The organism is Psychrobacter sp. T6-6, assembly GCF_052258185.1.
In the GTDB taxonomy this organism is placed as follows: domain Bacteria; phylum Pseudomonadota; class Gammaproteobacteria; order Pseudomonadales; family Moraxellaceae; genus Psychrobacter.
Map to the genome: position 1 here is coordinate 1 of NZ_JBQQEX010000014.1, position 15,834 is coordinate 15,834.

The 15,834-nt window shown below is 44.4% G+C and carries 13 protein-coding genes; 2 read left to right on the forward strand and 11 right to left on the reverse strand.

Annotation, left to right across the window (positions count from 1 at the left end; all coding sequences use genetic code 11):
- The 3 genes from ACTXGL_RS13410 to ACTXGL_RS13420 form a co-directional block, all read right to left on the reverse strand.
- A partial coding sequence (locus tag ACTXGL_RS13410) for a hypothetical protein (RefSeq protein ID WP_443527229.1) occupies positions 1-2,543 on the reverse strand: 2,543 nt, incomplete at its 3' end.
- Positions 2,544-3,288: 745 nt separating this feature from the next.
- A complete protein-coding gene (locus ACTXGL_RS13415; RefSeq protein WP_443527261.1) occupies positions 3,289-4,338 on the reverse strand; it encodes a zinc-binding alcohol dehydrogenase family protein in 1,050 nt (349 codons plus the stop codon).
- A 109-nt stretch (positions 4,339-4,447) separates the two neighbouring features.
- Positions 4,448-5,320 (reverse strand): SDR family NAD(P)-dependent oxidoreductase, encoded by an 873-nt coding sequence (locus tag ACTXGL_RS13420; RefSeq protein ID WP_443527230.1) that lies wholly within the window; start codon positions 5,318-5,320, stop codon positions 4,448-4,450.
- A 259-nt stretch (positions 5,321-5,579) separates the two neighbouring features.
- On the opposite strand from ACTXGL_RS13420, the gene ACTXGL_RS13425 reads away from it, so the two are divergent.
- Both ACTXGL_RS13425 and ACTXGL_RS13430 read left to right on the forward strand, forming a co-directional pair.
- Positions 5,580-6,482, forward strand: a complete 903-nt coding sequence (locus ACTXGL_RS13425; RefSeq protein WP_443527231.1) for a LysR family transcriptional regulator — start codon at positions 5,580-5,582, stop codon at positions 6,480-6,482.
- 167 nt (positions 6,483-6,649) lie between these two features.
- Positions 6,650-7,774 carry a YHYH protein gene (locus tag ACTXGL_RS13430; protein ID WP_443527232.1) on the forward strand — a complete coding sequence of 375 codons (1,125 nt, stop codon included), beginning with the start codon at positions 6,650-6,652 and terminating at the stop codon, positions 7,772-7,774.
- Between the two features lie 107 nt (positions 7,775-7,881).
- Here ACTXGL_RS13430 and ACTXGL_RS13435 read toward each other — a convergent pair whose 3' ends face one another.
- The 8 genes from ACTXGL_RS13435 to pxpB form a co-directional block, all read right to left on the reverse strand.
- Positions 7,882-9,009, reverse strand: a complete 1,128-nt coding sequence (locus ACTXGL_RS13435) for a M14 family metallopeptidase (protein WP_443527233.1) — start codon at positions 9,007-9,009, stop codon at positions 7,882-7,884.
- 277 nt (positions 9,010-9,286) lie between these two features.
- Positions 9,287-10,852 (reverse strand): carboxylesterase/lipase family protein, encoded by a 1,566-nt coding sequence (locus ACTXGL_RS13440; RefSeq protein WP_443527234.1) that lies wholly within the window; start codon positions 10,850-10,852, stop codon positions 9,287-9,289.
- Between the two features lie 411 nt (positions 10,853-11,263).
- Positions 11,264-12,088, reverse strand: coding sequence for a DODA-type extradiol aromatic ring-opening family dioxygenase (locus ACTXGL_RS13445; protein WP_443527235.1), 825 nt, complete (start codon positions 12,086-12,088; stop codon positions 11,264-11,266).
- Positions 12,089-12,239: 151 nt separating this feature from the next.
- Positions 12,240-12,695, reverse strand: coding sequence for a DoxX family protein (locus tag ACTXGL_RS13450; RefSeq protein ID WP_443527236.1), 456 nt, complete (start codon positions 12,693-12,695; stop codon positions 12,240-12,242).
- A gap of 274 nt (positions 12,696-12,969) precedes the next feature.
- The gene (locus ACTXGL_RS13455; RefSeq protein ID WP_443527237.1) at positions 12,970-13,413 is read right to left on the reverse strand and encodes an acetyl-CoA carboxylase biotin carboxyl carrier protein; all 444 of its coding nucleotides are present in this window, start codon (positions 13,411-13,413) and stop codon (positions 12,970-12,972) included.
- A gap of 41 nt (positions 13,414-13,454) precedes the next feature.
- Positions 13,455-14,192, reverse strand: a complete 738-nt coding sequence (gene pxpA, locus ACTXGL_RS13460; protein ID WP_443527238.1) for a 5-oxoprolinase subunit PxpA — start codon at positions 14,190-14,192, stop codon at positions 13,455-13,457.
- Positions 14,182-15,105: a 5-oxoprolinase subunit C family protein gene (locus tag ACTXGL_RS13465; RefSeq protein WP_443527239.1), complete on the reverse strand. Its 924-nt coding sequence runs from the start codon at positions 15,103-15,105 to the stop codon at positions 14,182-14,184. The genes pxpA and ACTXGL_RS13465 overlap by 11 nt, the downstream gene beginning before the upstream one ends.
- 52 nt (positions 15,106-15,157) lie before the next feature.
- Positions 15,158-15,811 carry a 5-oxoprolinase subunit PxpB gene (gene pxpB, locus ACTXGL_RS13470; RefSeq protein ID WP_443527240.1) on the reverse strand — a complete coding sequence of 218 codons (654 nt, stop codon included), beginning with the start codon at positions 15,809-15,811 and terminating at the stop codon, positions 15,158-15,160.
- Between the last annotated feature and the right edge of the window lie 23 nt (positions 15,812-15,834).

Genomic DNA, 15,834 nt, shown 5'->3' on the forward strand with positions numbered 1-15,834 from the left:
CCACTTGCGGTTGTGCCAAACCCAGAAGCAATTGCTCTACTACCTGAAGTAGTCGCATAAGCACCTGATGCTGTGGTTTCAAAACCGGTTGCGGTGGCTTCTATACCCGTCGCTTTACCTCTAACGCCCGTTGCGGTGGTGTTTATCTTGTCTGCCAGTGAATCTTGGCCAATTGCCGTGCTGTTTACACCTGTCGCTCTACTGCTTGCACCCATGGCTGTTGTGCTTACGGCCGTTGCTTGTGCGTTTTGTCCGGTTGCTGTGCTGTTTAGACCAGTTGCTAGTGAGTTTGCACCAGTTGCTGTACTGTTATTGGCTGAGGCCACACTGTCATAACCTGCCGCTGTTGCACGATCTGCTATCGCTTCACTTTGTGCACCACTTGCGGTTGTGCCAAACCCAGAAGCAATTGCTCTACTACCTGAAGTAGTCGCATAAGCACCTGATGCTGTGGTTTCAAAACCGGTTGCGGTGGCTTCTATACCTTGCGCTGTACTATTGACACCAGTTGCGATTGTATTGACGGCGGTGGCTTTCGCATTGCGACCTAACGCTGTTGCATTCGCTTGGGTGGCTTGTGCGTTTTGTCCGGTTGCTGTGCTGTTTAGACCAGTTGCGAGTGAGTTTGCACCGGTTGCTGTACTGTTATTGGCTGAAGCCACACTGTCATAACCTGCCGCTGTTGCACGATCTGCTATCGCTTCACTTTGTGCACCACTTGCGGTTGTGCCAAACCCAGAAGCAATTGCTCTACTGCCTGAAGTAGTCGCATAAGCACCTGATGCTGTGGTTTCAAAACCGGTTGCGGTGGCTTCTATACCTTGCGCTGTACTATTGACACCAGTTGCGATTGTATTGACGGCGGTGGCTTTCGCATTGCGACCTAACGCTGTTGCATTCGCTTGGGTGGCTTGTGCGTTTTGTCCGGTTGCTGTGCTGTTTAGACCAGTTGCGCTACTGCTCACACCGGTTGCAGTTGTGTTCAGTTTGTCGGCTAATGCACCTTGTCCAAGTGCCGTTGCATTCTCTGCAATAGCTTGTGCATTTTGTCCGGTTGCTGTGCTGCTTAGACCCGTTGCTCTACTGCTTACACCTGTTGCTGTGCTGCTTGTATTGGTAGCTTGCGCATCCTGTCCATTAGCTGTACTATCTGTACCCGTCGCTCTACTGCTCACACCCATTGCCGTTGTATTCGTGTTGGTGGCTTGCGCACCCTGTCCATTAGCCGTACTATCCGTACCCATCGCTCTACTGCTCACGCCCATTGCTGTTGTATTTGTATTGGTGGCTTGCGCATCCTGTCCATTAGCCGTACTATCCGTACCCGTCGCTCTACTGCTCACACCCATTGCCGTTGTATTCGTATTGGTGGCTTGCGCATCCTGTCCATTAGCCGTACTATCCGTACCCGTCGCTCTACTGCTCATGCCCATTGCCGTTGTATTTGTATTGGTGGCTTGCGCATCCTGTCCATTAGCCGTACTATCCGTACCCGTCGCTCTACTGTTCATACCTGTTGCTGTAGTATTCAGCTGGTTAGCTAATGCGCCTTGTCCAACAGCTGTACTGTTCTCTCCTATCGCTCTACTACTTGCACCCGTTGCGGTGGCGTTGTTTTCAGTTGCCTGAGCATCTCGTCCAATTGCAGTACTGTTTTCGCCTGTCGCTTGAGACTGTCCACCATAACTACTTGAATTTAATCCACTAGCTACGGCGGTTTCCCCAATAGCCGTACTATTCAAGGCTGTTGCTCTAGCACTGTTTCCGATCGCAATAGCAGTACGGTTTGATGCTGTGGCTAAGTTTCCATCACCTGCTCCTGTAATTTGTCCACCACCAATAGCTACGCCGGGTTGTAGGTTACCGTTTCCATCAGGACCTAATGATATTGTTCTATTGCCTTGCGCATCACTAACGATGACATTTGCACCTTCTGTCACCTCTACATCACCGACAAACTCTTGCCCACATGATGGTGCATCAGCAGCTTGGGCATCTAGTTCCAATGCACCAAACCCCAGTGCAATATTAGCTGCTTGAGTCGCTAGTGACCCAACGATCAGAACGGAACCTCCAGCCCCTGCACCAAAAGGTGCCGCTTGTATTGCTTCACCAGCTGCTTCTATGGCTATTGCCGCTATATCGACACCTAGCTGTGTATATTCTATAGCACGAATATCATTTTCAATTGTTTCTGAACAGGTCCTACCACTCACAGGCGCTGATGTTAAATTTCCATTACCCCCAGATGATGGAGGCGGCGCATTTGGATCTGGCACAGTTGGTCCAGGTGGAACAACTGGTGTTGCTGGTGGATTATCTCTAAGATCTCTTAATTCTTGTATGAAAGGCTCATTGGCACCGATTCGATTACTGTTATCGATACTTCGATCACGATTACTGACAATAACTTGGCCTTCATCACCATACGTATAAGTATCATCACCAGGAGCTAGTGCATATGAGGGAAAGCTCACTGCACTCATAGCGATTATGAGTGCTGTTTTTTGTAGTGTAGGTTTTTTGGTAGTGGTCTTTATCATAAGTCATACTCTTTTTTTAAATAAAAATTCATTACAACACGCAGTAAAAATGTGCTTGAAACTATAAATAAATTTCGAGTTTTACCCATGTCTGATAGATACTACATACAAAAGGCTTACAAGAAGTGAGACAGCTATATAAGAAATATTAAAATTACATACCGCAAAATTAGTTTATATACAATACCGTCTGTCATATAAAAATAACCGTTCGTACTACTAAAATGACCGTTCGTCGCTCACACAATTTATGACATAAAATTAATTACAGTTGTATATTTGTAATTAATAGCTACTACTTTGTAAGAGTATTATTGTTTCGCAATTATTGCAAGGATATATTTATAAAATGATATGAATACACAACCAAGTGATTCTATATACCAACAATCCTATTTAAATCACTGGTTAAGCTTGTATTGTTTATTTTTATAAAAGTGGCTATAGTAGAAAAATAGCCAAAGAAAGGTCTTCTAAAAATCTTTATCGAAAATAGTTTGTTAACTTCATAGCTGCTTTGTAGTTACTTTATAGAAATATTTATTACGAAAATGTGCAGTGATAATCCATGTTGATCGGACCATCAATGAAAAAGGCAACCGATTAAATAAAATGCACATAAGCCAAATGAGAGATAAAGAACGTATAGAATGTCAGCTTGTAAACAAAAAAAACCACCCTAGCCATACAAGCGAGGGTGGTTTTTTTGTTTTTAAAATTATGCTTTCTAATACATCTCTAAGTCTTACGCAGTCCAACCTTCCAACACTATCTTGCCATGCGCTTGTTGATTCTCTAGCATTTGGTGCGCACTACGTAGATGTTCAGCGGTGATAGCCCCAAGATTGTAAGCGACCGTGGTTTTGATCTCGCCTGCATCAATCAATTTTGCCACCGCATTTAATAAATAATGCTGTTCAATCATGTCTGGCGTATTGAACATTGAGCGTGCAAACATAAACTCCCAATGCAGGCTTAAGCTTTTGGTTTTAAGAGGGTTGGCATCTAGTGATTTTGGATCATCAATTAGTCCAAGCTTACCCTGCGGCTTTAAGCATTTAATGATTTCTTCATAATGATCCTCAGTGTTATTGAGACTCACCACGTAGTCTACTTCAGCAATACCTGTTTTTTGTAGTTCATCAGACAATGGGTTGCGGTGATTGATCACATGATCTACGCCTAAATCCTTTAACCACTGTACACTCTCATCTCGTGATGCCGTACCGATGACTGTAGCAGAGGTCCGTGTTTTTAATAGCTGCGTTAAGATAGAACCAACCCCGCCCGCTGCACCAATGACCAATACTGAAACGTCATTAGCACGCTCATCACTACCGTTTTTATCTGCCGAGCGATTAGTAACAGGCACTTGCAGGCGCTCAAACAACATCTCCCAAGCCGTGATCGTGGTGAGTGGTAATGCCGCTGCCTCAGCAAATGACAGCGATGCTGGCATGTGCCCAACGATACGCTCATCGACCAACTGATATTCAGCATTGCTGCCTGGACGGGTCAAATCTCCAGCATAATAGACGTTGTCGCCTACTGAGAATAGGCTGACTTCTTCGCCAACCGCTGTCACGATGCCTGCCGCATCCCAACCAATCACTGCGTACTCACCCTCTGGTGCAGGACGTGATTGACGAATCTTATAATCCACTGGATTTACGGATATGGCTTTGACCTCTACTAGAATGTCACGGCCTGTAGCAGTTGGCTTATCAAGAGTAATGTCTTGTAGTGCTTGTTCGTTATCGATAACGAGATTATCTTGATAGCCAATGGCTTTGATGGTGGTCATAATGCTGTATCCTATTTTTAATAAAGGTATTTATTTTTGGTTATTCAATTTCTGATAGCTAATCAATACCGCGAGACATAAGTGTCGTAAAAAAATAGTGCTAGTCAAAAACGGACTGCAATACGGTTTGAGTTTGCGCTTCAAGCTCGGCAATGGTTTCTTTATTTAACGCATCGGCATGCGGTTGTCCGAATTCGCCTCTGGCATCGCCATGTGCGCCATCTTTGATATCGTTATCAAAGTATTTGCCCGTGTTGTCCGCGAACTCATCCGAGACCGCTAATGCCGTTAAGATATTTGCGCCTTTGTCTGCTGATGACCAATACTGACCATACGCTTCATCGACCATCTTGGTATTCAATAGCGATCCTGGGTTGACCGCAATCACGTTAATATTATCGCTGGCAACCCTATCCGCTAAGTGCATACTCCACATCGTTAATGCCAGCTTACTTTGCGCATAGGCGGCTTTATCATCCAGACGCTCTTGTCCCATAAATGCCTTATGAGATATCGGCGCTTGGGCAGCTGAGCTTAAGTTTATAATGCGCGGATTTACGCTACTCGATTGAGCAGACTGTTTGAGCAACGGTAATAGCGCGTTGGTCAGCTCGTAAGGCGCGAGATAGTTCACCACAAAGCGTACATCTAGACCCTCTTTGGTCATCGCTGATGCCGTGGTATAAATTCCTGCGTTGTTTATGAGGACATCAAGCTTTGGCAGCTTTTCATTGACGTCTGCAGCCATCTTGAGTACCTCTGTCAGGTCTGAGAAATCCGCGACAAACCCATCAATATGCTCTATCGCGTCGCCTGTTGCCACTGCTTGGACTTCAGCTATCACACTAGCAAGCTTGTCAGCATCGCGGCCATGCAGGTAAACGTGATGCCCAGCCTCTGCTAATTTTAAAGCAGCCAATTTACCGATACCGTCGGTGCTACCGGTGATCAAAATAGTTTTAGTTTTACTCATAGTTATCAACCATCCTTATGGTTCGAATTATAGTTATCGCTCTGGATATATGGTTTATTTTATCCACCGTTATGGCACCTATTGTAATGAAAGTGTTGTCATTCAAACAGCAGCCATTATCAAAAACACTTTCAATATTATTTTGATAATAATTTATTTTATCGTCAGTTCTTTGCTATATTTTAGACAATAGTTTCTATTCGTGCCTCAAGCAAATAGCTGACATACCCTATATTTGGTACTTCGATAAGATAATATTATGAAAAATTTACAGGACTTACGTATTTTTATAGAGACAGCACGGATGGAGAGTTTATCTGCTTGCGCGCGCCACATGGACCTCTCTCCAGCAGTCGTTAGTGCCGCTATCAAACGTTTGGAGAGCGATATCAACACCGTATTGTTTATTCGCTCAACACGCAAAATTCGTCTCACTGATAAGGGTGTGCAGTTCTTGCAGCACTGTAAAGAAGCGGTGGGTATCTTGGACAATGCCTACGCTGAGCTACAGAATAATGATGCTGAGCTCACCGGTACTATCAGCATGTCAGCACCTTCAGACTTGGGTCGTAACTGTGTGTTGCACTGGTTAGACGACTTTATGCAGACTCATCCCAATGTTGATTTGCAGCTTCATGTCTCTGATGGTCAGGTAGACCTATATGGACAACAGATTGACTTAGCATTGCGTTATGGCAACCCAAAAGACTCTTCACTAATTGCACTGCCTATCGTTTTGGACAACCGTCCTATCCTATGCGCTGCACCAGCGTATCTAGAAAAATTTGGCGAACCTAGAACGCCGCAAGATTTGACTGACCATAACTGTCTTTGTATTGGACACAATGACAAATACTTTAGTCAATGGGCGTTTGAGCGTGCAGGTAAGCAAGCGAGTGTCGCCGTGTCGGGCAATCGGCGCAGTAAGGATGGTGACGTTGCCAGACGTTGGGCTATATTGGGCCATGGTATTGCGCTGAAATCTCGTCTGGATGTTGCCTCTGACATAAAAGAAGGACAACTGATTGAGATCAAATTAGACGGCTGGCAAGTCGCGCGCTATCCGCTATATCTAATTTGCCCTGAAAGGCGTTTGATTGATCCCTTATTTAACGCAGTAAAGGACTACTTAATTAGCTGTGTACAGCACATATCACTCTGAACATAAGATAAGTAGAAAAATATAGCGGATACCTAAACGCTCAGAATTAAGAAGTGTAACAAGTCCGTTACTATAAAGTAATATCGGTGATGTTGGATATATCAATAGTGTATTATAGATACATATGTTGTGTACAAAAACTTAACTCACGTGAGCGGAAACAAAAGATGAAACTTCAAAATTCATTTGGTGCAATAACCAGAAATCTAGGCTTGCCTCTATTAGTAGCGATTGGATTAACAGGATGTAATACGACTACTGATGAGAGTGCAGAACACTCACATGATAATGGTGAAGTGCACAGTCATGACCATGTAGAACCTCATACTGATGTAGAAATGTTTAAGCAAGCTTTTGCAAATGATGGCATCGAGATAGCAGATGAATTGGTGGAATGTACCTTGGCAAGTGGTACAAAAACTGAGTGTTTTCAGTTAACCGTGGAGCTAAATAAGAACAGAGGGCATGAAGTAGGTCCATGGTGTCCACGCAACGTCAGTGAAGGTGCTGATAGTGCTGGTATCTGGCTAGATGAAGGTCAAGTCTACGATGCGGATGGCAACTTTATAAAAAACCTAGCCACCTTCTATAAAGATGACGAATGGCAATTATATAATCCGATCACAGGTGATATTAAAGTCACAGACAGCAAGCAAGCGTGTTTGGCAGCAGCTAAACCTAATGTAGAAGCTGAATATCAAAATTACTGTGTTGAGTGCCAACCAGAATATGTAGAGACACAAACCCTTACTTATCTGATTCCAGCTTACCCAAAGACCGGTGCTGATATGTACCAAATTACTGCAGCTTCTGGTGTGGGACTTGCTTTAAATGGGGTAAAGTTTGATGCTTCGGCACCTGTTGATGCTATTTTGGGTGCGCATACGCTTGCGCCATTCGATGATTTTGGCGGTCATGTCAATCCTCACGTCGGCTATCATTATCATGCCGTTACTGACAAAACGACCAAAAGCTTGGGCGTAGCAAACGATCACGCGACGTTACTTGGCTACGCAGCAGATGGATTTACCCTTTGGAGCCATACTGATACTAAAGGCAGTGAGGTATCAGGCCTAGATCAATGCAATGGTCATAGTACGCAGGCGCTAGGCTATCATTACCATGCTGGGGCAGCAGGATCGAATAAAATTCTAGGTTGCTTCACATCAGAGCCCGGTTGTAGCGTTGAAGCGGGTGAAACTGAATGCAAGGCAGATATGCGTGGCAATAGAGGCGCTCCCCCTGTTGACGAAAATGGTAACCCTTTGCCAAAGCCTGAATCTAACCAATAACGTATGCTATAAAGTAGGCACTGAATCAAAAAACCTCTGCTATCATATGAATGAATAGCAGAGGTTAGTGTCGTACATAAAGTTATGCTGCATTGCTCACCTAGCAACTATCGTAAATCATCAACGACAGCCATCATAGCAACAAGCGAGGCCTCACCTAGCTGCATAGAGCGCTCTGGCGACCAGCCCATCTCCTCATCAGGCAGATTATCGTTATCTTTAAACGGCATCTCCAAAGTATTGGCAAGACAATCAAAATGCTCAGCGACCCAATTGGTTGCAAGTGTCATATTTGCCTCTCCTGGGGCGTCAACGTCATACCCAACTTCAGTCTGAAAGTCCGCACTGGCGAGTGTCAATACTTCTGAAAATCTATCGCGTAGATGTGCCAGACGCTCATTATAGCTTGGTATTCCTTGAGAGCCTGCGAGGAACGCATATGGCAGCGCCTCATCACCATGTACATCATAAAACAGATCAACGCCCGTTTCTTTCATCTTATGAATCACATAAAAGACTTCAGGGCTTTTGTCCAAACTTGGATTTGCCCATTCGCGATTGAGATTGGTTCCGGCGGCATTTGTACGTAGATGTCCACGCACACTACCATCGGGGTTCATATTAGGCACGATATAGAAATTGGCTTTTTCTAATAACTGTCTGCCTGTTGCGTTGTCACTATCTAACAAGCTATACAGCAACCCCTCAATCAGCCACTCCGCCATCGTCTCACCAGGGTGCTGACGCGCTGTAATCCAGATGTTATGCTTACTCGTGTCACCATCACCGATTTTTACTAACGTTAAATCACGCTTGTCGAGGGTGTCCCCTAAATGCTCTAGAGTCACGAATGGATGCGTCTGGACGGCAGCCAATAAGTCTTGATGACGCTCATAGCTATAAGGGGCAAAGTAAGCAATTTGGATAGTTTCGCACTCTAACTCTGCCACGATGGTCAATGTGCCCTCCCTATAAGAAGTTGGTAGACGAAACCAATACTGACGATCATACGACGCCACTGCTTGGTAGCCCTCCCACCCTTCTAGATAAGACGCCTCTCCTGCATTGACAATATTGAGAACGTACTCTTCGCCAACCTCGCCTGAGAGGCGAAAGTTAAACCACTGGAAAAATGCTTCGCCAACGTCCGGACGAATAGACAGTTGGATATCTTTTTTATCTTCTATGTTAAGTATTTCAATGTTACCAGCGTCGAAATTAGCTGTAATGCGCATAACTGCTCCTTATCTAATTATTATAATCGTACTCTATCGGTGTGTTATAAACTGATGGTTTTATCTCAATACTTATTTTGCTAGCGCCTATAACCGCTATACTTAATTGGTCATGGTACAATTCTTTTCAAGTCAGAAACTTACTAAGCTGACGGTACTAGGATACTACACCCACTATTGCTCAATCAGATTGCTTCTCATGCCATCAAAAATTTATATCCGCACAATAAAATAACGGCCTTACATTAGCAAAGCCGTCATCAGCTATAAAACTCATTTAGAACGAGTAATCGGACCATAACATTCTGACGTCGTGCTCAGGGTCATCGACCGCTTCAGAATCTACATCGAATCTCATAGTTGTTCGATCTGTAAGCTTATAGTTATCCCAGCTCACCTGCCCAGTACGAGCAAACTCAATCCAGTTTTGGTGTATGGTATTGGCAAGTTTTTGCGGTGGCTCATCGCCAACAAAACTTTTGGCTTGCTCGCTACCGAGCGCATTAAAGGTAAAAGGCACATCTACAAAGTGCGCCGCGCCTAGCCGTCCATCGAATGCTGGTGAAAACCACGAAAAGTTATAATGCCATACTTTATTGCCGTTTTTGATTAAATGCTCAGCGATGTGTACTGCTGGCATGCGAAAAGTATAATCTGATTGAATGTCAGCAAAGCTATCGCCAACAGACTTGTCGCTATTAGTAGGTGCATATACCTTAAGTGGCTTACCATTCAACGACAAGTCATTTAGCAACTGAGACCGTTGTGTAGAGGTAATCTTATCAATAGCACCTCCTGGTACAGAGTAAAGCCTTGCCTCTTGATCGGTACTACCGACAATCACTGGAATAGACGCATCTGCATATTTTATTAGGTCTTTCATTGGTGATTCTTTGATGATATCACCATCGGTCACAGGCAAAAACGCCGTACCACCCCAAGACATCATGCCCCACTCGTCTCTATCTTTTACTGTGTTGCCAATATTAATCACTTCAGAGACCAAATCGTCAAGCGGTACCTGAGAGATATCGGTCGTCGTAGGTGCTACCCCAAGCGCTTCAGCAAAAAGGGTACTGACTCGACCTGCTTGTTCTGTGGTCACAAACTGCATCGGGGGACTTTGCATAATTGCCTGTTGAAACAGACCTTTTGCTCTATCAGTGCCCAAAAGTACCGCGACACTTTCAGCACCAGCTGATTGACCAAACAAGGTAACTTTGTTTGGATCACCACCAAAATCGGCAATGTTTTGCTGCACCCATTTTAATGCAGCGATTTGATCTAGGATACCTCTATTATCTGGAGCGCCATCTAAATGCATAAATCCATCAACACCAACTCGGTAGTTTACCGTGACGACAATCGTGTCGTTTTTTGCAAAGCTAGTACCGTTATAGGCTTCCTCGCCTGCATCTGCCCGTATAAAAGCACCACCGGGTAGCCAAACCATGACAGGTAACTGTTTATCTGATTTTCGGGCGTTTGTGGGTGCCCATATATTTAATGTCAAGTCACCTGCAGCGCCCACAAGTTGAACTTTTTTCTCTCGTCCTGGCTGCGGTACGGGTGCCGTTTTTGCGGTAGCATCTAATACGCCTTCCCATTTCTCGTAGGGCTGCGGCGCCTTAAATCTAAGCGCTTTTGTGAAAGGGTTATGTGCATAAGGAATACCGTAAAAGGTAGTAACGCCATTATCTGCTTTGCCTTTTAACTCACCTTGAGAAACAGTAATGTTCATTTCTTCCCATTCATTATTTGCAGCAAATGCAGAAACCATACTAACACTCAACAGTACAACGCCTACCTTTTGACACACCCTACTTACCCTGTTACTCATCATGGCTGCTACTCCCTTTTTATTTTATGTCGATTGCCTACCTGCTGTCCTCTTAATAACCATCAAAACAGCGACTTTCCTCTAGGGCGTGTCTTCATTTTAAAAATGGTAATAAAAATGAGATAAATTGCCGTCAAACAAGGAAAATAGTATAGATAATATCGAGATATTAACCAGCTATTTGACGCGGTTTGACAAAATTTAGCCATTTTTAGTCCATTTAGATGACCATCGATTGAATTGAAGACACGCCCTAGAATAATACTGTTTTCTTGTGCAGGTTTTTATGAGACAAACGTAAGGGTTTTATCATTTGCGAGTCCGTTCTGATAAGACGACAAGAGTCATACTCGCAACTTTTGAGAGACCACTACTATACGTTACTAGGAAAAAGTAAAACTGCTGTATCAGCATTTAGCCAAACTGAAAAGCCGATAACTGCGTTTTAAGCACTTGCTCGGAGTAAATTTTGGCGCCTTTATCATTACCTGCCGCACCTGCTATCACCATCAGCGGCAGTAAATGCTCCTCTGCCCCTAATGGATGTGAGTCAAGCGCATGAGGCGCCGTCGACCAGTCTCTAAGCGCTGCCTCTCGCTGCTCTGAGTCAGATCCAATCGTTTGGGTCAACCAATCATCGAAACGCTCTGATGGCATCGTAAAATGTGCATCGCCATAGCCCCTCATATTATGAAAGCTCATACCGCTTCCGATGATTAATACACCTTCTTGACGTAATGCCTGCAGTGCTTGACCTGCCGCCAAATGCACTTGCGGGTCTAGATTATTACGCAGTGACAACTGTACTACTGGAATATCTGCCTTAGGAAAAATCACCTTTAGCGGTATAAATACCCCGTGATCCAAACCGCGTGACGCATCTTGCGTATTTGGGATGCCTGCCGCTGTCAGCAAATTACTAACTCGCTTAGACAATACTGGCTCACCTGATGCTGGATAAATCAGCTGATACGTATGATCAGGAAAACCATAGTAATCATAAATGAGATCAGGCGCTATGCTCGTAGTAATTGTAAACTCAGGCGTCTGCCAGTGCGCGCTAATGATTAAGATAGCCTTTGGACGCTCCGGAAGTCGAGTATGAATACCTGTCAAAAAATCCGCCATACCGTCCCATGTATTTGTAGGTTGCCAATCCATAAAAAAACAAGGTCCAGCACCATGTGGTATAAACAGGACAGGTTGAATAACTGTCTGGCCAGATGAACGTGCTGTCATGACTCTCTCCTTGTCCTATTAATCAAAGGTGACTGTTAATAGTAGGTCGTTTTTTTACTAACTTTGGTTTTTACTGACTTTTATCTATACTGATTACGATTACAGGTAAGCTCTTAAAAACAACTGTCAAAAAGTGACCCTCTAAAGCCAACTATGACGCATGCCCTAGCTTTTCTGCCAATGCTTTGTCTATACTAAAAGAGCCACCACCTTGTACGGCCAAAGACAGTAAAGCAACCATCAAGGTCAATGCATACTCGTAGCCACCGTTAGCAGAGAATAGCCCGTTGCTGATATGCACAGAAAAAATAGCCACTAGCATCGTGAATGCAGCGACCAGTGCAGCGGGCCGTGTCAGTAGTCCAAGCACTAAGGCGATGCCACCGAAAAACTCAGCGCCGCCAGCCAATATGGCCATCAACAACCCAGGCTCCATGCCCATACTGCTAAGCCACTGTGCCGTTCCTGCGAGCCCATTACCATCAAACCAGCCAAAGAGCTTTTGGGCACCGTGCGCCATCAAAATCAAGCCGACGGGTACACGAAGAATTAGGGCCGCTATCCCAGCTTTAGAGGCCAACATTTTATTTAGTAGCGATGATGTCATTAGTACTTACTCCATAACGTATTAGTGCGATAAGTGATTGAATATTGGTATAAACATACTTTACTATCGTCACTATGAAAGAGTAAGCCCACTTATATTGAATAATTATCAACACAGTGTTTATAATTGGTTTGGTATTGAATAGTAGAAAAAATGGATGGCAATGACATTGATGCAATCCCTCGACAAGCTATCACCGCACTACTTAAACGCTTAAGGCAAAAAGACTAATAAAGATAAAAAGAACAACCATACTGATATAGGAGCACCTAAACTACGCGTGGTCTGCGAGTACCATGATGGGCTGCCCATACTCAACACCTTGCCCATTTTTAACCAAGATTGTGGTGACAATACCACTCTTATCACTCACAACTGGTAGCAAGCGGGTCAACTCATCAATAAAGCAAACGGTTTGACCTTTTTGGATATGGTCGCCTTTTTTAATGAGATTGTCAGTTGTAGCGTCCTCGCTTAAGTAGACCTGCCCCACATAAGTCGCACATATTTGTCGTATTTTACGGTCTGGTTTATTGGGCTCAGTAGTAGCGCTAGTAACATCGTTAGTAGTATCGTCAGTGGCTACATGACTTGCCTTACTTGGTACTCCTAGGTTGTTGACCACTCTAATGGACTGATCACCATCAGCAATAGTCACTTCATGTAATTGACTGCTTTCAACCAATGTGACCACACGCGCTATTTGCTCTATATCCATAATAGATTCCTTAACTTAATTTTTAACTGAGACCGAAATATTTAGTAGGCAGATATCGTGATACCTTTGAGCTCTAGTTGTTTCTTGATTTCTTGGGCAAATAAAATGGCGTGTTCACTATCCCCATGTAGGCAGATGCTTTGCGCTTCTACTGGTACGGTCTGACCACAAATACTGGTGACCGTCCCTTCAGTAATCATCTGCAACACATGCTTAACCGCATCGTCTATGTCGGTTATCAGGGCGTTGTCCTTGCTACGAGAGACCAGCGAGCCGTCTTTTTCATAGTTTCTATCGGCAAACACTTCTGATATGGCTTCTAAACCATGCTTCTTAGCTGATTTAACCAAATAGCCACCGGACAAACCCATGACCTTTAGGCTTGGATCAAATCGTTTGATTTCACTTACCAAGATGTCTGATAAATCTTCATCAATAGCGGCTTGGTTGTACAATGCTCCGTGCGGTTTTACGTAGTCTAATGACACACCAACCAAGTCACAGAGCGCTTTGGTTGCACCCAACTGATACACCAATAAAGCACGGTAGTCGGCTTCGCTTAACGGCTCATGAATACGGCCAAAGTTTTCTCTGTTATTGAGACCTGGATGCGCACCCACGCTTACGTTGTTTTCTTTTGCCAACTGCAATGTTGCTAGCATCTCGCAATAGGACCCAGCGTGCAAGCCGCAGCAGACATTGGCTGAGCTGACTATCGTTAGTAATTTATCGTCTTGTCCGCAGCCTTCAGCCACATCGGCGTTTAAATCAATTTTCATTGGCATACTCCTTGATTTGATCAATATAATGTTGTCTTTTAAGTTGTTCATTTAATGCTTGCTCTAATGACACAACGGCAAACTGGCAGGCTTTGCCGAATCTGATCTGTGCCATCAGACCTATGTCTGCGCGGATGATAGTCGCGATTTTGGGATAACCGCCAGTCGTTTGACCATCTGCCATCAAAATAATGGGTTGGCCTTGTGGCGGTACTTGAATCATCCCAATATCAACACCATGTGAACTCATTTCTACAGGCTTACTAAATTCAAGGGCAGTTGCCCCGTCTAAACGATAGCCCATACGGTTACTACTGGTTTGTAATTTCCAAGGCTGTGTTTCAAAAGCTTGTTGAGACGACTCAGTGAAGCAATCATACTCACTGCTTTTTATCACTCGAATAACCTCGGTTGGGGCAAGCCGAGCCACCCCAATGACAGGCAGGTTTGATTCGGTTTTGACCGTTAAGCTGTCATCGGCTTTTAGGTATCTACCTTCAAATCCGCCAAATCCTGCTTTGAGATTGGTGCTAACCGACTGTAATACTGGCTCGATATCAAAGCCGCCATGCACACATAAATAGGTATACATGCCTTGTAGCGGCCGCAAAAGCTTGAGCGTCTGCCCAGCTGTCGCATTGATACGCCAATAGCAAGGAACGCGCTTGTCGTCCAAATACGCCTCGTATAAAGCACCGGTTAAGCAAAAGCTGACGTTTTCTTCAAACTGTATGGTCAGCGCGCCAAGCGCTATTTCAATAGCCGGTTCGTTTGCCTCATTTTTCATCAAAGCGTTACCAGCTTGTAGCGCCCAGCTGTCCATTACGCCATTTCTACCCACACCCATACTGCGGTAACCCAGTCTTCCCGAATCTTGAATACTGGCAAGGGCACTTGCGGTTAAAATTTTCATTGATACCACCTGTTTATTTGTCTATTTGATTCATGCATCTTTTATTTATCGCTTATTGATGAATATCAATCGCTTTAAATGTCAAAGTATCGCCTGCGTTAAGCAACGTCGGAGAGGTCTTGGTCAAATCAAATAAAGCAGTATCCGTCTGGCCTAGTAGCTGCCAACCGCCTGGAGACTCAAAAGGGTACACCCCTGTCTGCTCGCCACCGATACCCACTGAGCCTGCGGGTACTTGGGTTCTAGGTACGGCATGCCTTGGGATGTATAAGGACTCAGACAAGCCGCCAAGATAAGGAAATCCTGGCTGAAAACCGATAAAGTAAACGGTATAAGTAGCTTTAGTATGTAGATCGACAACGGCTTCAACTGAGAGATTTAGGTCATTCGCCATGGCCGCTAGATCGGGGCCATACTTTCCACCGTACTGCACTGGTATCTCGACGTGCTTACCTTGGATGGTTTTTGAAGGGATATCATTGAGCAGGTCTGATAGCTTATCTTTGAAAGTATTCAGCTCAGCCCATGTCAGTGCCACAGTAAATACACTGAGCGTATTCATGCCAATCACTACTTCGATGACTTCTGGCATTTTCTGGATGCTATCTGATAGCGCCCAGCATTTTTGTTGTTTTTCTAAGGTGGTTGGTTTAGGGAAAAACAACGCTAGATTGGTTTCACTGCATATTTGCCATTGTAGTTCCATCAGTATGGGCTCCATTATCTGTT